The following is a 21912-nucleotide window of genomic DNA, read 5'->3' as shown; positions in this document are numbered from 1 at the left end:
CGACGGTGTTGTTACTGCACGGTCCGGCGGCTTACTCGCTTTCGGGGCCGCGCAGGTTTTCAAATTGGGACATGCCATCGGGAATCAGATTGCGCACGATGGCCGCAAAGTCGGCATGCACCAGATTCTTGGCTCGGTTCAACAACACCGGCAGCGGGCTCGAAGGCTCGTGGCGGGTGTAGTACGCGAGGATTTTGTCGAGGCTGCGCAGCACATCGTCGCGGGTGGCGATGTCGCCAGTGGGGCGAGGGGCTGCGGGCGCGGCGGCGTTATCGACCGAGGGGGCATTGTCTTCACTGACGGCCTCGGGATCGCTGCTGCTGTCGGTGCCTGGCACTGCTTGGTTGAGCAGTTGCAGGGCCTGTTTGAGCGGCTGCTTCAAGGCGCTGAGGTCCACGCCCTGGGCGGAACCGACTTGGTCATTGACCTGTTGCTCAATGGCCTCGCACGCCGCCCGCGCGGCGCTCAAGGCGTCACGGGTGGCTTGCAGTTGTTCGGGGTCGCTGTCCAGGAACGCGGCGTTGAGTTGCTGGTTGCCCAACTGCTCATCGGCAAAACTTTGCAGGCCGCTGGCGTTGAGCGCTGCGCGCAGGCTCACGGGCCCGAAGGTGCGCGAGCGTGTGAGGATGCTTTCGCGCAGCAGACGAATATTGGTCTCGCAGGTCAGGCCGGTAAGGGCGTTGATGCGTACGGTGGGGTCGTTGTCATCGTCGGCATCCAGGCGCGGGTGCAGCTCGGCCCAGTATTGGCGCAGCAAGGCGTCGATCAGCGTGAGGACTTCGGCCAGCCCGGCCACACCCTGGAGGGCGAGGGTGCTTTGCAGCAGAAAGTGGGTGATGCGCAGGTCTTTGCTGCGCTGCAACAGGTCGAGGCTTTGCTGCTGGATGCTGCGCCACTCGGGCGGCTCAGCGGGCAGGATCGAGTCGCCCATGCTGCGTTCGGGTTGGCCCTTGGCATCACGTTCCAACTGCAGAAATTGCGCGTCATATTCCATGTCTTCGCCACAGGGCGACGTCGCGGAAACGGCGGTGAGCAGCAACGGCACATCCACTGAATTCGATCTCCTTATCGGCCCGCTGGACGGCGGGCAATGCATGCACTAGTTGCGTAATGAACTGTGCATGTTTTCTTGGTCATATACTCAGCGTGCCACTACTGCGCCATCACTGATGTTCAAGAAGTTGTGCATTTTTGGTGTAGTACTTATGGCTTGTCAAGGTAAGCTATTCGCCCTCTGTGACAGATGTGCGGTGTTTAACAACCTGCGCGACTGGCGGGTCGAAAGGCGCGCCCAGAGCGGATTTTTGTCATGGAAGCCGGTTAAGATCAGCGATCATGCTGGTAAAAGCAGATTTTGGCGGTCGTTTGTACGACAGGACGGGACTCTCCAGGGTGGCACTGCCTTCTGGGTAGACTGCGCGCGATGTATCAGCAAGGAGGCAAGATGTCGCTGTGTTTGACTATCACTAGTTATCACAAGATCACCCCTGGGCAATGCCCCGAAAAGTCCATGGATCAGGGCGTGATGGCTATTGGCCGCAGTTCTGACAATGACTGGGTATTACCCGACCCTGAGCGTCTCGTCTCTTCGCAACATTGCGTTATTCAATACAAAGATGGCCGTTACTACTTAACCGATAACAGCACCAATGGTGTGGAATTGGTCAAGGCGGGTATTCGTATGCGTCGGGGTAACAGCGAGCCGTTGCAAGACGGTGAGTTGATCCGCATCGGTGACTACGAAATCCAGGCGCGCATCGACTTCAACGTGCAAACCATCGACAGCCAGCCATTTGCCGGTGACTCACCCAACAGCTTTGAAGCGCTGATGGGCGCCGTGGCGAGCCAGCCTGCGCCCACGCCGATGATCGCGCCGCAGTTCCAGGGCGCCTCGGCCATGGAAACCCTGCCAGACCTGTTCGACTTCCTCAGCCCCACCGCCGTGCCGCCGCCCACCGTGGCGGACCATGTGCCGTCCGAGCAACACGATTTTCGCCCCCCGGCTCCGGTGGCCGTACCGGCGCCCGAAAAGCCGGCGGTGCAAGGCTCGGTGATTCCCGAAGACTGGGACCTGTTCAGCGACGCGCCCGCGCCCGTGGTCAATGCTGCGCCCGCCCCAGACCCGATCATCCCGCCGCCACCTGAGGTCGAGCCTGTTGCGCTCCCCGTGGCCAATGCCGAGCCACAACCGGACCTTCTGCAAGCCTTCCTGCGCGGTGCGGGCCTGGACCAGTTGCGCCTGGATAAAGCCGACGCCTGCGCGCAGATGGAAAGCATCGGCCGCAGCTACCGGCTGATGGTCGAGGGCCTGATCGACGTCTTGCGCGCCCGTGCCAGCCTCAAGGGCGAGTTTCGCATGCAGCAGACGATGATCCGCCCCGCCGAAAACAACCCATTGAAATTCGCCCCGAATGCCGACGAAGCGTTACTGCTGTTGCTGCGTCATGGCAACCAGGCGTTCATGGCGCCGGACCTCGCCGTACGTGACAGTTTCGACGACCTGCGCGCCCACCAGTTGGCCGTGATGGCTGGCGTGGAAGCGGCGATCAAGCACCTGCTCACGCGCTTTGAACCGGCGCAATTGGAGGAGCGCATGGGCAAGCCCGGCGGGCTCTCGAGTCTTTTCAACGGTTCGCGTCAGGCCCAGTACTGGCAGCAGTTCACCGAGCTCTACAGCAACATTTCCCGCGAGGCCCAGGACGATTTCCAGGACCTGTTCGGTCGCGAATTCAGCCGGGCCTACGAAGAACACAGTGCACGCCAGCGACGCTGAAAACGCCTCGCATTAATGGATAAAACGGATAGCTAAATACGTCATTGAGGACGCAGGATGATTCCCAGGTTTTTACTTGCAGCGGCCACTGCGCTGCTGCTGACGGCGTGTGCCAACGACGCGGTCAAACCCCAGGCGGCTGCCGAGGCCGAAGCTGACACGGCCGCCGTTGAGCTGCATTTTCACGCGATTGCCGGGCTTAACCCCGGTGCCAACGGCCAGGCCGCGCCGGTACGGGTGCGCATTTTCGAATTGAAAAACGCCGCGACCTTTTCACGCTCCGATTACTTCGCCCTGGCTGACCGTGCGCAATCCACCCTGGGCCTGGACCTGCTGGACCAGGACGAAGTGATGGTGCAGCCCGGCCAACAACTGAGCGTGCAGCGCGATCTCGACCCGTCCACGCGCCAGATCGGCTTGCTGGTGGGCTATCGCGAGTTGGACCGCGCGCAATGGCGCGCCGTCATCAACGTGCCGCCGCGCCAATACAGCGAATACCAGATCAGCCTCGACGTGCATGCCGTGCGCGCCGACGTCGTGGCTTCCCCATCCAGCCCAGCCCAATAACAAGCAATCGGAGCCCCCATGTCCTGGAACAATCGCGTGGTCTGGTCGGAAGGCATGTTCATCGGAACGCAGCACTTCCAGCAGCATGACCGTTACCTGGAAAACCTGATCGACGCCCGCAGCCGCCCATTGTCGGCGGGTGCCTGGGGGTTCTCCGAGTTGCTGATCGACCAGGGCCTGCTGGCCCAGGGCAAGCTGGCGATCGTGTCGGCCCGCGGCCTGTTGCCCGATGGCACGCCGTTCAATATTCCCCAGGACGACCTGGCGCCGAGCCCGTTGAACATCGACGACAACCTGCGCGACGGCCTGGTGTACCTGGCCCTGCCGCTCAAGCGCGCCGGCGCCCGTGACACGGTGGACGAGGGTGAAGCCCTGGAAGCGGCGCGCTACGTGAGCCAGGTGCGCGAAGTGCGCGACGACAACGCCCCGTTCGAAAACCGCGCACCGGTGGCCGTGGGCTCGCGGGCATTGCGCCTGCTGACAGCGCAGGATGGCATCAGCGACTACGCCGCCATCGGCCTGGTACGCATCAAGGAAAAACGCGCCGACCGCGCATTGGTGCTCGATGACACCTATATCCCGCCGGTGCTGGACGTGGCCGCGAGCAAACCGCTGACGGCCTTTCGCAGCGAACTGCTGGGCCTGTTGCACCAGCGTGGCGAAGCGCTGGCCGGTCGCGTGGTGGCTTCGGGGGCCGGTGGTGCCTCGGAGATCGCCGACTTCATGCTGCTGCAACTGGTCAACCGCGCCCAGCCGCTGATCCAGCACTTCAGCCAGTTGAGCCCGTTGCACCCGGAGCGCTTCTTCAGCGAACTGGTCAGCCTGGCCGGTGAGTTTTCCACCTTCTCAACCTCCAGCCGCCGTCCCCACGAATACCCGCAGTACCAGCACGACGACCTGGCCCTGAGCTTCATGCCGGTGATGGCGGCCTTGCGTGAGGCGCTGTCGATGCTCATCGACAGCAAGGCCACGCCGATCCCGATTGTGGAGAAAGCCTACGGCATCCATGTGGCGATGCTGGCCGACAAGACCCTGCTCGACAACGCCAGTTTCATCCTCGTGGTACGCGCCGATGTGCCCGGCGAAACCCTGCGTGCGCGTTTCGGCCAGCAGAGCAAGGTCGGCTCGGTGGAGCACATCCGCGACATGGTCAACCTGCAACTGCCGGGCATCGGCCTGCTGCCGTTGCCGGTGGCGCCACGCCAGTTGCCTTACCACGCAGGCAGCACCTACTACGAGCTGGACCGTGGCAGCGAGCACTGGCAGCAGCTGAATAATTCCGGCGGTTTCGCCTTCCATATCGCCGGGCAGTTCCCGGGCTTGAACCTGGCCTTCTGGGCGATCCGAGGATAATTGGCGATGCATCCCAATGATGATGACCGCACCCAATTCATGCCGCGCCCGGGTGGCCGAGAGCCTGCACCCGCGCGTGCCGAACCTGCGCCGCTGTCGATGCCGGCAGCGCCGATCCTCACCGGCAAGAGCCAGGGCCTCAACCCGCTGGAAAGCGCCGCGGGCCCGTTGCTGGCGTTGTTGACGCGGCTGCGCAACACCATCGCCCACCCCGCACCGGCGAGCCTGCGTGCGCAGTTGCTGGCGTACCTGCGCCAGTTTGAAGAACGCGCCGAAGCGGCCGGTGTGGCACGCAATGAAGTGCTGTTGGCCCGTTACGCGCTGTGCACCGCCTTGGATGAAGCGGTGCTGAGCACGCCGTGGGGCAGCACCAGTGACTGGGGTAAACAAAGCCTGCTGATCACCGTGCACAACGAAGCCTGGGGTGGCGAAAAGGTTTTCCAGTTGCTTGACCACTGCCTGCAAAGCCCACGGGAACGCCTGTACCTGCTGGAGCTGTTGTACCTGTGCATGTGTCTGGGTTTCGAAGGGCGTTACCGCGTGATGACCGACGGGCGCAGCCAGTTGGAAGCCTTGCGGGAACGCACCGCCGCGGCAATTCGCAGCGCCCGTGGCGAACACGAGCGTGAGCTGTCGCCGCACTGGCGCGGTGTGACCGTAGCCCGTGATCGCCTGGCGCAATTCATGCCGCCATGGATCGCCGTGGCGATTGGCTTGGCGTTGCTATTGGCGTTGCTGTTCGGCCTGCGCCTGAAACTGGCGGCGGATGCCGAGCCGGTGTTCAAGAACATCCATGCCCTGGGCGAGATTCCCGTGCAGGCCATCGACCGTCCGGTGGTGCAGCCCAAAGTGATTGAGCGCCCGCGCCTGGCCGGGTTCCTGGCCGATGACATTAAGGCCGGCCGCGTGGCGGTGGAAGACAAGGTTGACCGCTCTGTCGTGACCATTCGTGGCGATGAGCTGTTCGCCTCGGCCAGCTCCAGCATCGTCGATGACTACCAACCGCTGATGCTGCGCATCGCTGACGCCATTCGCAAGGTCAAGGGCCAGGTGCGTGTCACCGGGCACAGCGACAACCGCCCGATTGCCACGTTGCGCTTCCCGTCCAACTGGGCGTTGTCCGAAGCCCGGGCCAAGTCGGTGCTGGAAATGCTCGCGGCCAAGACCGGCCAGGCCGAGCGCTTCAGTGCCGAAGGTCGCAGCGACACCGAGCCGTTGGCCACCAACAGTACTGCCGAAGGCCGTGCCCGCAATCGTCGGGTTGAAATCACCGTATTGGCGGAGGGCGTCGAGTGAAGGCGTTTTTCAGTTTCATGATTCGCTGGGTGATCCCCGTGCTGGGCCTGATTGCCCTGAGCCTGATCATCTGGTTTGTTGGCCCGCTGCTGGACGTGCTGGTGCCCGAAGGGCGCCGTTGGGCGCTGATCGTGCTGGTGTTTGCGCTGTGGGTGGCCTACCGCGTGTTCCGCATCATCCAGGCCCGTCGCCAGGCCGCCGAAGTGATGCGCAGCCTGGCCGCAGAAACCCCGGTCGACCCCAACAGCGTTGCGACTGCCGAAGAGCTGTCCACCCTGCGCCAGCGCATGGACGAAGCCCTGGCGCTGCTGAAAAAAGCCAAGCTGGGCGGCGATGAGCGCCGCAACCTCTATGAGTTGCCGTGGTACGTGATCATCGGCCCCCCGGGTTCGGGCAAGACCACCGCGCTGGTCAATTCCGGGCTGCATTTCCCGCTGGCGGCGCAATTGGGCGCCGGTGCGGTGCGGGGTGTGGGCGGCACGCGCAACTGCGACTGGTGGTTTACCGACCAGGCCGTATTGCTCGACACCGCTGGCCGCTATACCACTCAGGACAGCAACTCCACAGTGGATAAAGCCGCCTGGCTGGGCTTTCTCGACTTGCTGAAAAAGCAGCGTTCGCGCCGGCCTATCGACGGTGCTTTTATCGCCATTAGCCTCTCGGACTTGTTGCTGGGCACCGACGCCGAGCGCGCCGCCCATGCCGCCGCGATTCGCCTGCGCATCCAGGAGCTATATACGCAACTGGGCGTACGTTTCCCGATCTACCTGATGCTCACCAAGCTCGACCTGGTGCCAGGCTTCATGGAGTTCTTCGACAACCTGAGCAAGGAAGAGCGCGCCCAGGTGTGGGGCATGACCTTTGCCCTGGACGACGGCAAAAACAGCGACAGCCCGCTGGCGCACCTGCAAAGCGAATTCGCGGGCCTGGAGCAGCGTCTCAACGAACGCTTGGTCGAGCGCCTGCAACAGGAACGCGACCCGGCGCGACGCGACCTGATCTACGGCTTCCCGCAACAGTTCGGCGCGTTGAAAGATTGCCTGCAAAGCTTCCTCGAAGGCGTGTTCAAACCCAATGCTTTTGAAGAGCGCGTGTTGTTGCGTGGCGTGTACTTCACTAGCGGCACCCAGGAAGGCAGCCCGATTGACCGCCTGATCGGTGCCATGGCCCAGAGCATGAACCTGGACCGCCAGCACCTGGCGCGCCAGAGCGGCACCGGGCGCAGTTACTTCATCGAAAAACTCTTCACCGCCGTGGCCTTTGCCGAGCGCGGCCTGGTGGGGGTGAACCCGAAAGTCGAGCGGCGCCGCAAGTGGATCGCCCGTGGCGTACTGGCGGCCACCGTCGCGCTGGTGGTGGTGGTCAGCAGCCTGTGGTGGGTGAGCTATCGCGCCAACCAGGCGTATATCGCCCAGGTCGATCAGAAGGTCGCGCCCCTGGGCCAGACCGTACAGAACCTGAGCCCGGCACAGCGGGAAGTGCTCGCCGTGCTGCCGTTGCTCAACGCCGTGAAGAACCTGGCGGGGGATTCGCCGAGCTGGTCCGAAGGGCTGGGGCTGTACCAGGGCGATATGCTCGAAGCCGAGTCCGCCAGCGTGTACCGCAAACTGTTGGTCGCCGTGTTCGCGCCACGCCTGGCGACGCGTATCGAAGAGCAACTGCACGGCGGCGGTAACTCGGACTTCCTCTACGAGGGCCTCAAGGCTTACCTGATGCTCGCCGACACCGAGCATTACGACCCGGACTTCATCAAGGCCTGGATCGCCCTGGACTGGGACCGCAACCTGCCCCGCGACCTGCCGGCCGATCAACGCCAGGCCCTGGCCGGGCACTTGCAGGCGCTGTTCGAACGCCACCCGCCGAGTGCGCGCCTGGACCCACGCCTGATCGACGACCTGCGTCGCCAATTGCAGCAACTGCCGGTAGCCCAGCGCGTGTACGACCGCGTCAAACGCCAAAAACTGCCCGAGGGTATCCCGGACTTTCGCCTCAATGAGGCCGCCGGTCGCGATGCCGCGCTGGTGTTCAGCCGCAAGAGCGGCAAGCCGTTGGGTGAGCCGTTGAGTGGCTTCTTTACCGCCAAGGGCTATCGCCAGGCGTTCTTGCTCAGCAGCTTGAACCAGACCGGCACCCTGGCCGAAGAGCAATGGGTGCTGGGCCATGAACAGGCCGACCAGCAGAACGTGGTGAGCCTGGCCGCCGACGTGCGCCGCTTATACTTCCAGGATTACCAGCGCCAGTGGGACGCGTTGCTCGCCGACATCGACTTTGTGCCGATCACCAGCGTGGCCCAGGCCGCCGATGTGCTGCGGGTGATTTCCGGTCCCACCTCGCCGCTGAAAAAACTGCTGGTGGCGGTCGCCAGGGAAACCGACCTGCAAGCCGAAGAACGCCAATTGGCCGCCAAAGGCGTGCCAGTGGAAGGCGGCGTGGACAAGCTCAAGGAGCGCCTCGGCAGCTTGCTGGGCGAGGCGCAACCGACGGCGAATGCACCGGCACCGGCGGATGATCCCGTGACCGCGCACTTTGCCGAACTCAACAGCATCGTCAGCAAAAACGAAGGCGAACCCGCGGCCATCGACGGCCTGCTGTCGGACATGAATGCACTGTATGTGCAGGTCAGCGCCATGGTCGGTGCCAGCGGCGATGCCTTGCTCGGCGAGGCCAAGAACCAGGCGGCGGCTGCGGCCACGCGGGTCAGCCTGAACGCCGAGCGCCAGCCGCCGCTGGTGCAGGGCATGGTCAAGTCGGTGGTCAACTCCACCACCAACAGCATGATGGGCGGGGTGCGTAACCAGCTAAACGCCGCCTGGGTCAGTGAAGTGGTCAACGTGTATCGCCAGTCATTGGCCGGGCGTTACCCGATGTCGCCGGGCAGTGCGCGGGACGCCACCCTGGATGACTTCGGCCAGTTCTTCGGCGTGGGCGGGGTGATGGATAACTACTTCCGCAAATACCTGCAACCCTATGTGGATACCTCGGCACAGACCTGGCGCTGGCAGCCGGGTGCGGCGCAGAAGCTGGGGATTGCCCCGGGCGTGCTGCAAACCTTCCAGCGTGCGGCGACGATTCGGGACGCGTTCTTCCGCTCCGGTGGCACCCAGCCCATCGTGCGTTTCGAGCTCAAGCCGGTGTCGATGGACCCCACCATCACCCAGTTCCTGCTTGACCTGGACGGCCAGCAATTGAGCTACGACCACGGCCCGAGCCGCCCGGTGGCGATGCAATGGCCGAACCCCGGCAGCATTGGGGTGGTGCGTATTTCCATCATGCCGCCGTCGGCCAGTGGTCGCTCCGGCATCACCCTGGACGGCCCGTGGGCCTGGTTCCGCCTACTGGAGCAATCAGACCTCACCGCAGGCAACTCGCCGGACCGTTTCAACCTGCGCCTGCGGGTCGATGGCGCGAGCATCGCCTACGAGTTGCGCGCCAACAGTGCGTTCAACCCGTTCAAGAGCCGCGTGCTCAGTGGCTTCAGCCTGCCGGAGCGGCTATGACGGCTCTGGGTTTTTACGGCAAGTTGGCCAGCCGCGGCGACTTTGTCAGCCGCGCCTTGCCCCAGAGCTTTATCGGCCCGTGGGACAGCTGGCTGGCGGCGGGTTTGCTTGCCAGCCAGAACAGCCTCGGCGCTGACTGGCTGAATGCGTACCTGGTCAGCCCGTTGTGGCGCTTTGTGCTGGCCCCGGGCGTGTGCGGGCCGGACGCGGCGGCGGGCGTGGTGATGCCGAGCATTGACCGGGTCGGGCGTTACTTTCCGCTGGCGGTGGTGACCTTGCTGGATCACGACACCAACCCGGCGTCGCTGGTGGGCGGTTCGGACGCCTGGTTCGAGCAGGCGGAAACCTTGTTGCTCAGCACCCTCGACAACGGCGCGACCTTCGAAAGCTTCAACGCCGGGCTCGACGAGTTGGGCGTGCCGGCCAGCGAGCCGCGGGCGGTAGACAGCCGTTTCGCCGGCCTGCAAAGGGTGGCAGCCACCGTGCCACACCAGCGTATGACCGCGCTGGCCGAACAGGCGTGCGAGGGCGCAAGCCTGTGGTGGGGGCGAGGTTCGCAGTGTATCTCCCCCGGTTTATTACGGTGCCAGGGCTTGCCTGCCGCCAGCGATTTTGCGCAGTTTTTGCTCGGACAAGAAGGTGTGGTGTAGATGGGCGTGACGTACGAATCCGCGAGCAAAAGCCATGTGGGCATGGTTCGCCAAGTCAACGAAGATGCCTTTCTGGACCTGCCGGAAAACCGCTTGTGGGTGGTGGCCGATGGCATGGGCGGGCACGCGGCGGGGGACTATGTCAGCAGCTTGATCGTCGACAGCCTGCGCCTTGTGCCGCTGGGCCGCTCCCTGGACGAATACTCGGCGGCGCTGCGCAATGACCTGCTGCGCATCAACGCGGCTGTGCGCGAAGAAACCGCCAACCGTGGCGTGACCATGATGGGCAGCACCGTGGTGGTGTTCGCCGCGCGCGGCTTGCGCGGGGTGTGCCTGTGGGCCGGCGACAGCCGCCTGTACCGCCTGCGCGACGGCGTGCTGGAAAGCATTTCCCGCGACCACAGCTACGTACAAGACCTGCAAGACAGCGGCCTGCTCAGCGAAGCCGACGCCCGTACACACCCGCGCTCCAATATCGTCACCCGCGCCATTGGCGTGGAGGCCCAGTTGGATGTCGCCTCAGTGGACCTGTTGATCGCGCCCGGCGACAGCTATTTGCTGTGCAGCGATGGCCTGAACAAGACCGTCGAAGACCACGAAATCCGCGAGGTGCTCAGCCATGACGCACCGGATGAAATCGTGCGCAGCCTGGTGCACTTGGGCCTCAATCGCGGCGCACCAGACAACATCACCACCCTCGTCGTGAAGGTTTCGTCATGAACATCGTCATCCCGGGTTATGACATCGAAGGCGAGATTGGCGAAGGCGCCATGGCCAGCGTGTACCTGGCGACCCAGCGCTCACTGGAGCGCAAGGTGGCGCTGAAGGTGATGGCGGCGGCGCTGGCAGCCGACCCGAGTTTCTGCGAACGCTTCCTGCGCGAGGGCAAGACCCTGGCGCGCTTGTCGCACCCGCACACGGTGACTATCCATGACATCGGCAACGTCGGTGAGCTGTATTACATGGCCATGGAATACCTGCCCAACGGCACGCTCAAGGAGCGCATTGCCGCTGGGCTGACCCCGGAGCAGGGCGTGACGCTGATCCGCCAGATTGCCTCGGCCCTGGGCTATGCCCATGCCCAAGGGCTGGTGCACCGCGACGTCAAGCCGGCGAACATTCTGTTTCGCGCCGATGGCACGGCGGTGTTGTCGGACTTCGGGATTGCCAAGTCGCTGGACGATCGCACCCAATTCACCCAGGCCGGGTTTGCCGTGGGCACGCCAAGCTACATGAGCCCCGAGCAGGCGCGGGGCCAGGAGATCGATGGCCGCGCCGACCTCTACGCGCTGGGCGTGGTGCTGTATGAAATCCTCGTCGGCAAGCTGCCTTACAACGGTACCGATGCGCTCTCCACCGCGCTGGCGCACCTGACCGAACCCTTGCCGCAATTGCCGGTGCACCATGGGCGCTATCAGGGCGTGCTGCGCAAGTTGTTGGCCAAGGACCCAGCGGAACGTTATCCGGATGCGGCAGCGTTGTTGTTGGCGCTGGATCAACTGCCGGCGGATGAATCGGATGCCACGCTGGTGCGGCCGCTGCCGATTCCATTGAGTTTTGATCTGGCGGGCATGACCCCTGTCACCATCGACATTCCGACGGATAAACCGCAGCCGCAGCCAATAGTGCGTCAACCGGTGGTCACGCCGACGCAGCACAATGCTCCGTCCGAGCAGCGCCGTGGGCCGGTATTGGCCTTGGCCGCCGTGGCGGTCGCCGTCGCGTTGGCCATTGGTGGCGCCAGCTACTGGTGGTTGAGCGGCGGCGATGAACCGGCCCAGCCGCCAGCCGCCGTGGTGCCCAAGGTGACGCCACCGGTGGCTGTCGCTGAAGTAGATGGCGGTCAACGCCCGTTGCTGATGGCAGGCAAGAAAACCTTGTTCCAGCGCGTACTCAGCAAACCCGGCGCCCAGCTTTCAGCGGACGCAGGGAGCCCGTCGGGTAAAGCGCTGCCGGCGTTTTCCGTGCTCTACGTGTACCAGCGCAAAGACGTCGACGGCAGCCCGTGGGTGCGCGTCGGCGCCGCCACCGATGGTCGCAGCGACGGTTGGCTGCCAGCCTCCCAGGTCAGCGACTGGAAGCAAAGCCTGGTGCTCAAGTTCACCGAGCGCTCGGGGCGTGCGCCCGTGATGTTCCTGCGCCAGCCCGCAGAGGTGGAAAAACTGCTGGCCGACCCCGCCGCAGCGAAAAGCGCCTTGGCCAAGGCGCAGAACAACCGTGAAGACAACCAGCAAGTCCTGGCCCTGGAACCGACCGCCAGCGCGGTGCCGCAAAACCAGTTCTACCTGTTGCCGATTTTCGACTCCAAAGAAAGCTTCGACGACAACGGCCAGCCGGTGCAGTTGCTCAACGTGGCCTCCATCGACCCAGGCAGCCGCGCCACGGCCAAACCGGCCAGCCCGACGCCCAGTGCCAATGCCGACGCGTTCCGCACGGCCGTGGTGCTGGTGGTAGACACCACCGTGTCGATGCAGCCCTACATCGACCAGATTCGCGACGTGGTGCACGAGCTGCAAACCCGCATTGCCGAGCGCGGCGAGTTGGACAGCGTCAGCTTCGGCATGGTCGGCTTTCGCAGCAGTATCCAGAAAACCCCGGGCCTTGAATATGTCGCTAAGACCCTCATTACCCTCGACCAAGGCCGCGATCCGCAGCGCTTTCTGGATATGGCGCGCCAGGTCAAAGCGTCGACGGTGTCCAGCCACTCGTTCAACGAAGACGCGTTTGCCGGGGTGATGCAGGCGGTGGACGGCATGGATTGGTCCGGCTACGGCGGGCGCATCATCCTGCTGGTTTCCGATGCCGGCGCGCTGCGCAAGAACGACCCGTTCGCCGCCACCCAGATGAACGAAGCCGAGGTGCGCCAGGCGGCGCTGGGCAAGCAGATCAAGATCTACGCGCTGCACCTGCGCACCGACGCCGGCAAGAAAACCCATGCCGGCGCCGAGAGCCAGTATCGCGTCCTCACCGCCGACGCCAACCCGCAGATCGGCGACCTGTACACGCCAGTGCCAGGCGGCGATGTGCGCAAGCTGGGTGAGCGCGTCGATGAGATTGGCACGGTGTTCGCCAACCTGGTGCATCAGGTGCGCAGCAACACGCCGCAGCCAGTGCCGTTGCTCAGTGCCGCGCCGAGTCTGGCGGACAAGTCCGCCGCCGTCGGCTATGCCATGCACATGGACTTTCTCGGACGCAAAACCGCGAGCCAGGCACCGCAACTGGTCAGCGCCTGGACCGCCGACCGCGACCTGACCAACCCGGCGCTGCCAGCGTTCCAGGTGTGCGTGATGTTGACCAAGCTGCAACTCAACGACCTGCAACAATCGTTGAAGTTGATTGTGGATGCGGCGCGCAAGACCCAAAGCTCGCCCAAGGATTTCTTCCAGGAAATCGCCAGCGCCTCGGCGTATATGAGCCGCGACCCGCAGGCCCTGCGCAAGGGCGGCAACCTGGCTGACGGCGGCCTGCTCGGTGAATACCTGGAGGGCCTGCCGTACCGCAGCAAGTCGCTGAACATGACCCAGGACCTGTGGTTGTCATTGAGCGTGGCCGAGCAGGAAGACTTTATCGACGAGCTGGATTCGAAAATCCGCCTGTATGAAACCTTCCATAACGACGTGGCCAACTGGGTCCGGTTCGGCGATGCCGAACCGGGCGATGCGTTGTACCGCGTGCCACTGTCGACGCTGCCGTAATGTTGAACCTGAGCGCGGTGCACAAGAGCCGGGGCGTCGGTAGCCAGCGTTACAGCCTGGTGATACCGGCGTTGCAGCTGGGCGCGGGTGAACAACTGGCAATTGTTGGCCCCAGCGGTTGCGGCAAGAGCACCTTGCTCGACCTGCTGGCGCTGGTGTTGGCGCCGGATCAGGTCGGGCAGTTTGCATTCAACCAACACGACATCGGCGCGCTGTGGCGTGCCGACCGGCAATCGGCGCTGGCCGCGTTGCGCAGCCAGCACCTGGGCTATGTGCCGCAGACCGGGGGCTTGCTGGGGTTTCTGGATGTGCGCGGCAATATCGCGCTGTCGCGTCAACTGCTGGGCTTGCAGGACGACGGCCGCGTGGCGCGCCTGGCCGAGCAGTTGCAGATTAGCGATCAGTTGGCCAAGCGCCCGGCGGCGTTGTCGGTGGGCCAACGCCAGCGGGTCAGCTGTGCGCGGGCTCTGGCCCATGGGCCGCAACTGGTGCTGGCCGATGAGCCGACGGCGTCCCTGGACCCGCTCAACGCCGAGCGCGTGATGCAGGCGCTGCTGGCCCAGGCCCGCGAACACCGTACGGCCTGTGTGATCGCCACCCATGACGAACCGCTGGCCCGCGCCAGTGGCTTGCAGGTGCGACGTATCAGTTGCCAGCGCGATCCAGACGGCGGCGTCACCGCAACCCTCGGGGAGGCGTGCTGATGCGCATCGGCCTGGTTGCCTCGCTCGCCTGGCAGGATTACCGCAACGATGGGTGGCTGTCGGCCTGCTCGGTGTTGGCATTGGTGGCGGTTATCGCGCCATTGCTGGTGTTATTCGGGCTGAAATTTGGACTGGTTAGCAGTTTGACCGAACGCTTGGAGACCGACCCCGCCAGCCGTGAAATCATCCCATTGGGCGGTGGCCGATTCAGCGCGGCGTTTATCGCGCAACTGGGTGAGCGCAGCGATGTGGCCTTTGTTGTACCGCGCACGCGGCAGATTGCGGCCACGGCGCAGGTGGGCACCTTGACCCTGGAAATGCTGCCGACTGCGGCCGGGGACCCGCTGTTGGCAGGCTTGCCGCTGCCCCACGGCCTGGACCAGATCGTGCTCAGCCATACCGCCGCTGAAAAGCTCGCGGCAAGGCCCGGTGACTGGCTGGAAACCAGCTTTGCGCGGCAAGTGGCGGGGCGCGTCGAGGCCCAGCGCACGCGGTTGCAGGTGCTGGCGGTGTTGCCGCTGGAAGCTTTTGCTCGAGAGGGATTGTTTGCCGATTTGGCGCTGCTGGAAGCGGCGGAAGATTACCGCGATGGTCGTGCGGTACCGGCATTGGGTTGGGCCGGTGAGGCGGCGAGCGTGAGCGAACAGCGTATCTACCCGGCGTTTCGCCTGTATGCGCGCAGCCTCAGTGATGTGGAACCGTTGCGGGTGTATTTCGCCGGGCAGAACCTGTTGGTTTCAACCCAGGCGCACACCATCGCTCAAGTGCAATCGTTGAGCCGCAACCTGTCGATGGTGTTCTGGATCATCGCCGGGCTGGCGTTGGCCGGGGCGTTTGCGGCGATCTTCGCGGGCACCCTGGCAGCGGTGGCGCGCAAGCATCGGGAGCTCTCGGTGTTGCGCCTGCTGGGGTTTTCCACCGCCGCCTTGTTGCTGTTTGTGCTGCTGCAAGCGCTCTACAGCGCGGGTTTTGCCGCTGTGCTCAGCGTTGGGCTGTATGGCCTGGCTGAAGCCGCGTTGAACAAGCTTTTTGTGCAGGTGCCGGGCGAGTACGCCAGCCACCTGTTGGCGCGCCATTACGCCCTGGCCCTGATGGCGGTGCTCGGCGTCAGTGCCGTGGCGGCCGCCTGTGGCGGTTGGCGGGTGGCACGTATCCAGGCTTCTGAAGGAATCAGAGATGTATAAATTACTGGGCGCCTGCGTGGCGCTGAGCCTGGCCTCCCTGGCCTGGGCCGATGAGGCAAGTGACAAGCTCGACAACCCCAAACCGTTGCCGGACGACGTGAGCCTGCCGCTGCCCTGCGAAGGCAACATGGTGTTCCGCTACGCCTACATCCTGGCCCAGGGCACCCTGGATGACCGTGAAATCAGCCTGGGCTACCCCTTTGCCGAAGGCGAGGCGGGTTATCAGCAGTCGTTTATTTCCGGTTACCGCCGCGACTTCATCAACGGCCAGTTCACCCTCAAGGACTTGCCCAAGGACTGGAGTAAGGTCATCGCGCCGCAGATGCCGAAGACCGACGCCAAGACCCCGCTCAAACCCATGCTGTACTTCATCGGCAAATACGAAGTGACCGCCCGCCAATACGCCCAGGTGATGGCTCAGGCGCAATCCCTGGCCAGCGGTGAACCGGCTCCCGCATGTGAGGCGCCCACGGGCATGGCCGGGCGTTTGCCCAAGGTGAAACTGTCGCGCTTTGAAGCCGAGCGTTTCTCGGCGGTGTACAGCGCCTGGCTGATGAAATATCACCGCGAACTGTTGCCGGTAAGCGGGCGCGGTGCGTCGGCCGAAGACGGCGGCCTGGGCTTTGTGCGCCTGCCCACCGAAGTGGAGTGGGAGTACGCCGCACGCGGCGGCCAGGCGGTGAGCCGGCAGGACCTCGAAGGCCGCCTGTATCCACGCCGGGCCGAAGGCGGTGAAAGTGATGGCCCGCTGGCTGATTACGCGGTGTTCAACCAAGTGGCCGGCGGCACCGGCCAGGCGGCGCGGTTGATGCCCATCGGTACCAAGTTGCCCAACCCTATCGGCATGTTCGACGTGATCGGCAACGCCGCGGAAATGGTCCAGGAATCCTTCCAACTGGTACACGCTGGCCGCCGCCAGGGCACCTACGGCGGTTTTGTGGTCAAGGGCGGCAACTACCTGGAAGGCGAGGGCACGCTGTTCACCGGCATGCGCCGCGAATACCCGCTGTTTGCCGCTGATGGCACCGAGCAAAGCAACGAGACCACTGGTTTTCGCGTGGCGATTGGCGCGTTGTCGGCGCCGCGCTCACGCTACAAGGAATTGTTCGCCCAGTGGCAGAAGGAAGGCCGCCTGGCCGCGCTGACTGATGCCATCGACGACGCCCAGGACCCGACCAAACGCCTGGACAGCATCATTGCCGCCAGTGTCGATCCCAAGCTGCAAGCCGAGCTGGGCCTGGTCAACGAAGAGCTCAAGCGCAATGTGTCGCTGATCGCCCAGCAACGCGAAGAAGCCGCGGGCAATTTGATCCAGTCGGCGGCGTTGGTGGCCGAGACCATCAGCAACTACAACATCCGCCTGGCCAACCTGCAGAAGAGTCGCCAGCAGGCGGTGGACAGCAAGGACGAGGCCAGCGCGCAGCTGTTCGACATGGCCATCACCAATGGGCGCAGCGCGTTGGACGGCGCGGTGGCGATTTACATCGACAACCTGGCCACCGGCACGCGCTACACCGATGCGGTGATCCAGGCGCAGTTTCAACGGGTCAAGGAAGAGTTGGATCGCAAGCCAGTGCTCGGCAAGAGCCTGGTGACGCGCGCGACACTGTTCGTTCGCCATGTCGGCAACTACCGCAAGCAACAGCGGGCCGACCCGGCAACGATCTTGAAGGAATTGCTCGCAGCGAGCGGTCAGCGGTCTTGATCGTTGGTTGTCTAGCGAGCTTGGAAGGGACTCAGGCGGCGGTGGGCCGTGCTGGGCAAGTCAAACTTAACAGAGATCACACCTATGCTTTTTTCCCGTAAGGCGGTTTCCAAGCGTCACCTGCTGCTGATCGCAGCTGGTTTCAGCACCGTGTTGACTGGTTGCGCTACGTCGCCTGCGTCCAAGGTGGCGTCGAGCACCAAGGTCGAGTACTACCCCAACTGCTACGAGCCGGTACAGCACCTGCGCGCCACCGATTCGGACATGACCAAGTCGGTCGTCACCGGTGCAGCGATCGGCGCGGCCGGCGGTGCCCTGCTGGGCGCGCTGACCGGCGACAAGGACAGCCGCGGCCGCAATGCCGCGATCGGTGCCGCAGGCGGCGCCCTGGCTGGCGGCGCAGCGGGTTACTACACCGAGCGCCAGAAACAGATCACCGATGACAACCAGCGCATCGCGTCCTACTCCACCGACTTCAACAAAAGCGCCTCGGACATCGACCGCAGCACCGCCTATGCCAAGGCCTCGCAGCAGTGCTACCAGAGCGCATTCACCAAGCTGGTGGCTGATCGCAAGGCCAAGACCGTCAACGACACCGAAGGCCGCAAGCGCCTGGCGGAAATCGTCGCGGGCCTGAAGGAGTCCAATGATCTGATCGTGACTGTCAACGGCAAGGCCAGCGAAGACCTGAACAACTACACCCAGGCGTACGAGAAAGACCTGCAACAGGTCGGCGTACAGCGCAGCGATGTGGTGACCGTGGCCACCGCCGACACCACGCCAGTGGTCGCTCCGGCCAAGGGCAAGAAAGCCGTCAAACCGGCCAAGAAGCCGGTGCTGCCGACAGTGCCGAAAGAAGCGGTAACTACTGAGCGCAGCATCCAGACCGTGCAGGCCAAGCAAGCTGAAAGCAAGCAGGTGGCCACTGTGGGCAAAACCCAGATCGAAGCAACCTGCCGCAATCCAAACCTGGCCGACTGGGCGCCAGTGCCATGCCCTAACGTTTGAGTACTTGTTGCTATAAGCGTTAAACGCCAACCGATCTGCGCCTAAAGCGCGAGATCGGTGGCGTTCTTTTTGCAAATCGTTACACTGCTGCGGCCACTCCAATAAATACACCGAGGCCGTGTGCATGAAATTTCGTCTTCTCCTGTGGGTGCTGGGCCTGATGATGGGCAAAGCCAGCCGCACCAACCCCGCCTTCCAGCAGCAACTGGGTGACAAAGACCTGGCCTTCCAGCTGCAGACCCTCGACGGCAAGGTTGCCCGTCACTTCATCGTCAAAGACCAGCGCATCACCAGCCGCTCAGGCGTACACCCGGCGCCGGCCTTCGCGATTGCCTTCAAGGATGCCGCCTACGGCTTCGCTACGATGCAGGCGAAGAACAAGCAACTGGCGTTCATGACGGGGATTCAGGACAAGTCGATTCAGATCAAGGGCAACCCGGCACTGGTGATCTGGTTCCAGGGGCTGACCAAGTATCTGAAGCCGCGCAAAAAAAAGGTACGTTAGTTACTGTTGATTCCCGAAGCGCTGAAGGCTCCGGGAGCGGCATCAACTTTAAGGATTAATTGGGCCACACGGCATTTTCTTCGCTCTCATTTCGTGGCCCCTGTTGAGTGCGTTTAATATCTTTTTCATCGTCCTGCCGGCCGGTATAGGTGACGTCTACATTTTCCTCTTCATCGCCTGCCCATAAGGCTACGGTTTCAGTGTTGCCCGCGTTTTCTGCAATGTCGATGTGTGTTGGGGCTTCGGGGTTTACCAAGACGTATGCAGATTGTGATTCAATTTTAATGGTTGTAAAGGAGCGCGACCTTATTTTGTCGTTCTCTCCTTGGGCCACTATCCAGGTTGCTTGATCGTCAGAACGCTGGAGGTTGCTCATCATGGTATTACTTCCTGAACCACCGACAAGGTGGGCGGAACCAGCGGTGCCACCATGTAACTCGTCATCGCCGTCTTGGCCATATAGCTCTCCTCCCCCCGCGCCGAGTTGGCCTATATCTGTGCCATTCCCAAGATAGACTTGAGCATGCCCACCGCCGGTCTCGACCTGGTCGTCACCAGCCCCTGTGTCAATGTGTATATCTGTTTTGACGTCAGGGTCGACGATTACTGTATCTTTGCCCCCGTAGGTCGTAATAAAGAGCTTGGATTGGTTGCCATTGGGATTGGACTCATCAATATCTAGCTTAATGGCTACACCGTTCACAATTGCAGTTAGCCGATCATCAATCTTTTTTATATAGATAAGGTCATCCGAGTTACCTGTATTTATCTTTACTGTCGAGGCCGGGTGGAAGCCGCGCTCATTGAAGACCGCGCCCGGATCTTTGTGCGAAACAACAGTTGTTTGTCCGTAATGACTTATTCTGATTTTATTGTTGGGGCCTCCCACGTTCTCGGTTGATGAAGGCAGGGGGTAGGAAAGATCGCCAAGGTCAGGGCGTTGTGACGCGTTACGAAACTGGTTAATGGGCATGGACATAGTAAGAAGCTCCGCGTTAGTCAAGTAGGACAAATTACGTGCTTATACTGTGTGAGCCGACTAAGCGTTACAGTTCCATTTTGTATGTTTCTGAATGTTCTGAGTCTGTGGGCTATGGACTTAATTCCCACTGCCCCTACCTGTGGCTATGTAGTACGCGTTCATCGTAATCAGGACAAGTCGATCCAGGTCAAGGGCAACCCGGCGCTGGTGATCTGGTTCCAGGGGTTGACCGTAGGAGCGAGCTTGCTCGCGAAAAACCTGAGAACATGCGCGGGGCACCAGGTACCCCGCGCCATCGTTGACGTTTTTCGCGAGCAAGCTCGCTCCTACATTGAGGGGGGTGTTCAGATAGACCGCGTTGAATTCATCGCAGGCAAGCCAGCTCCCACAGTTGACCGCATTTCAAGGGTGGAACGCGGTCATTGTGGGAGCTGGCTTGCCTGCGATAGCGGTGTAACAAGCGCCAGATTTACCCCTGGCTGAACTGCGAAGCCAATTCGCGCAACAGCACCTCGGCATCCAGCACTTTACCGACCACATCCTCGGCCTTCTCGCGGCTCAAGCCCAGGCGCTCAAGCAGTGCGTCCGGAATGGATTCATCCGGCCCGGAGCCGATCCCCCGGCTGCGCAACAGGCACACCGCCAGGCACACCAGGTTCGGGTACTCGGCGTATTGCCCGTCGTACGTGGGGTCGTGCTGGAAGCGCAGGGCGGTGCACAGTTCGTCCGGCATGTCCCAGTAGCGCATCAGCCAGGCGCCGATCTGTTCGCGGCTGATACCCAGCAAATGTTGCTCGACGTAGCTGTGGCACAGGTGCGGGTTGATCTCCAGGTGTCGGCAGATCAGCGAGAAGTGCGGCGGAAACACGTGGGCCAGCAGCAGGTAGCCGAAGTTGTGCAGCAAACCTGCCAGGTAGGTCAGGCCGGCTTCCGGGCGCTGGGCGCGGGGCATGGCGCGGGTCAGGCCCTCGATCACGGCGGCGGTGTAGATCGACTGGTGCCAGTACGGCGTGGACAGGTGCGGGCGGTCCTTGGGCAGGCTCAGGGTTTTGCCCAGGGCCAGGCCCAGCGCCAGGTTGATCACCAGGTCAAAACCCAGCACGCGCACGATGGCGTCTTCGACTGAGCGGATCTTGCCCGGCGAGGCGTAGTAGGGCGACGCGGCCCAGCTTACGACTTGGGCGGCAAGGGCTGGGTCGGTTTCCACCACGCCAGTGATGTCGTCGATGGTGGCGTTTGGATCGACCCGCAGCTTGATGATCTTCTGCGCGGTGTCGGCCAGCGGCGGAATCTCGATGGTCGCTTCCAGGCGTTGCTGGATACGGCGCGCGGTGAAGGCTTGCATCGCCTGGGTGATTTCCTCGCGGTCATCATTGGGGCGGTCGAGGTTCGGGCGGATGTTGCTCAAGGGTTCGCCAAACTGCGCGGCACTGGCCTTGGTGAGCAGGCTCTTGAAAGCGTCGGTGGGGATTTCAAGCAACAGCCCGGCTTCGCCCGAATGCACCAGCAGGCTCGGCTCATTGAGCAAGCGGCCTTCGTACAGGCATGGCGAACTGGTCAGGGGCGGCAAGCCTGGCAGCAGGCTCAGGTCATGCTTGCCCAACATCCGCTCGACACGCTCGGGGGCTACGGCCGTGAGGCGGCGACCGGTCAGTTCGGCGAGGCGGTTGAGGTCCAGCAACTGGCTTTGGGGGAACAGCACCATGAGCGCGCCAACCGCATCCTCAAGCAACACCGCCTGGACCTTTCGGGCAGGGTTCAGGCCAGGCTGTTCGATGACTTCCGTGTAGGGGATGGCGAGCTTTGCGAGCAGCGCCCGAATGACCGGCGGGGCGGTCAGTGGGGCTGTGGCGAGGGCAACTTCTGACATGGCCTGATCCAATTTCTTACATTCATTGGAGTATAACCAGCTTGATACGGGTGTTGGTCGGATAAGTGGTCTTTGTGACGAGGTTGGCTGTGCGCCGATCCCCCTGTAGGAGCGAGCTTGCTC

General features: G+C 63.0%; 16 protein-coding genes and 1 pseudogene. 14 read left to right on the top strand and 3 right to left on the bottom strand.

Annotation, left to right across the window (positions count from 1 at the left end; translation table 11 throughout):
- Positions 1–31 precede the first annotated feature (31 nt).
- Entirely contained in the window at positions 32–1051 is a 1020-nt protein-coding gene (tssA, locus tag DK871_RS00450; RefSeq protein ID WP_161903634.1) for a type VI secretion system protein TssA, read from the bottom strand.
- A 393-nt stretch (positions 1052–1444) separates the two neighbouring features.
- Here tssA and tagH point away from each other — a divergent pair, with 393 nt between their 5' ends.
- The 13 genes from tagH to DK871_RS00385 all read left to right on the top strand — a co-directional run bounded on the left by tagH (position 1445) and on the right by DK871_RS00385 (position 18937).
- The gene (gene tagH / locus DK871_RS00445) at positions 1445–2773 is read left to right on the top strand and encodes a type VI secretion system-associated FHA domain protein TagH (RefSeq protein ID WP_161903633.1); all 1329 of its coding nucleotides are present in this window, start codon (positions 1445–1447) and stop codon (positions 2771–2773) included.
- Positions 2774–2830: 57 nt separating this feature from the next.
- A complete protein-coding gene (tssJ, locus tag DK871_RS00440) occupies positions 2831–3340 on the top strand; it encodes a type VI secretion system lipoprotein TssJ (RefSeq protein ID WP_056790881.1) in 510 nt (169 codons plus the stop codon).
- A gap of 18 nt (positions 3341–3358) precedes the next feature.
- Positions 3359–4693 carry a type VI secretion system baseplate subunit TssK gene (gene tssK, locus DK871_RS00435; RefSeq protein WP_019818126.1) on the top strand — a complete coding sequence of 445 codons (1335 nt, stop codon included), beginning with the start codon at positions 3359–3361 and terminating at the stop codon, positions 4691–4693.
- 6 nt (positions 4694–4699) lie between these two features.
- Positions 4700–5989 (top strand): DotU family type VI secretion system protein, encoded by a 1290-nt coding sequence (locus DK871_RS00430; protein ID WP_161903632.1) that lies wholly within the window; start codon positions 4700–4702, stop codon positions 5987–5989.
- Positions 5986–9486 (top strand): type VI secretion system membrane subunit TssM, encoded by a 3501-nt coding sequence (gene tssM, locus DK871_RS00425; protein WP_161903631.1) that lies wholly within the window; start codon positions 5986–5988, stop codon positions 9484–9486. Before DK871_RS00430 ends, tssM begins: the two co-directional genes overlap by 4 nt.
- Positions 9483–10136 carry a type VI secretion system-associated protein TagF gene (tagF, locus tag DK871_RS00420; protein WP_161903630.1) on the top strand — a complete coding sequence of 218 codons (654 nt, stop codon included), beginning with the start codon at positions 9483–9485 and terminating at the stop codon, positions 10134–10136. Before tssM ends, tagF begins: the two co-directional genes overlap by 4 nt.
- Positions 10137–10856 (top strand): PP2C family serine/threonine-protein phosphatase, encoded by a 720-nt coding sequence (locus DK871_RS00415; RefSeq protein WP_161903629.1) that lies wholly within the window; start codon positions 10137–10139, stop codon positions 10854–10856. It abuts the gene before it with no gap.
- Positions 10853–13831, top strand: coding sequence for a serine/threonine-protein kinase (locus DK871_RS00410; RefSeq protein ID WP_161903628.1), 2979 nt, complete (start codon positions 10853–10855; stop codon positions 13829–13831). Before DK871_RS00415 ends, DK871_RS00410 begins: the two co-directional genes overlap by 4 nt.
- The gene (locus tag DK871_RS00405; protein WP_161903627.1) at positions 13831–14535 is read left to right on the top strand and encodes an ABC transporter ATP-binding protein; all 705 of its coding nucleotides are present in this window, start codon (positions 13831–13833) and stop codon (positions 14533–14535) included. The genes DK871_RS00410 and DK871_RS00405 overlap by 1 nt, the downstream gene beginning before the upstream one ends.
- Positions 14535–15719, top strand: coding sequence for an FtsX-like permease family protein (locus tag DK871_RS00400; protein WP_161903626.1), 1185 nt, complete (start codon positions 14535–14537; stop codon positions 15717–15719). Before DK871_RS00405 ends, DK871_RS00400 begins: the two co-directional genes overlap by 1 nt.
- Complete coding sequence (locus tag DK871_RS00395; protein ID WP_161903625.1) at positions 15712–17424, top strand: SUMF1/EgtB/PvdO family nonheme iron enzyme; 1713 nt, start codon at positions 15712–15714, stop codon at positions 17422–17424. Before DK871_RS00400 ends, DK871_RS00395 begins: the two co-directional genes overlap by 8 nt.
- A gap of 84 nt (positions 17425–17508) precedes the next feature.
- The gene (tagQ, locus tag DK871_RS00390; RefSeq protein WP_161903624.1) at positions 17509–18432 is read left to right on the top strand and encodes a type VI secretion system-associated lipoprotein TagQ; all 924 of its coding nucleotides are present in this window, start codon (positions 17509–17511) and stop codon (positions 18430–18432) included.
- 124 nt (positions 18433–18556) lie between these two features.
- Complete coding sequence (locus DK871_RS00385; protein ID WP_161903623.1) at positions 18557–18937, top strand: helicase; 381 nt, start codon at positions 18557–18559, stop codon at positions 18935–18937.
- Between the two features lie 55 nt (positions 18938–18992).
- On the opposite strand, the gene DK871_RS00380 is transcribed toward DK871_RS00385, so the two are convergent.
- Entirely contained in the window at positions 18993–19916 is a 924-nt protein-coding gene (locus DK871_RS00380; protein ID WP_161903622.1) for a hypothetical protein, read from the bottom strand.
- Positions 19917–20087: 171 nt separating this feature from the next.
- Here DK871_RS00380 and DK871_RS00375 point away from each other — a divergent pair.
- Positions 20088–20150 (top strand): annotated as a pseudogene (locus DK871_RS00375) (helicase); the annotation flags it as partial.
- Between the two features lie 238 nt (positions 20151–20388).
- On the opposite strand, the gene DK871_RS00370 reads toward DK871_RS00375, so the two are convergent.
- Positions 20389–21789: an aminoacyl-tRNA deacylase and HDOD domain-containing protein gene (locus tag DK871_RS00370; protein WP_161903621.1), complete on the bottom strand. Its 1401-nt coding sequence runs from the start codon at positions 21787–21789 to the stop codon at positions 20389–20391.
- Positions 21790–21912: the final 123 nt, after the last annotated feature.

It is taken from the genome of Pseudomonas sp. L13, from assembly GCF_009935965.1.
In the GTDB taxonomy this organism is placed as follows: domain Bacteria; phylum Pseudomonadota; class Gammaproteobacteria; order Pseudomonadales; family Pseudomonadaceae; genus Aquipseudomonas; species Aquipseudomonas lactis.
The sequence above is the reverse complement of the archived record's forward strand: the minus strand, read 5'-3'. Positions and strand labels throughout refer to the sequence as shown.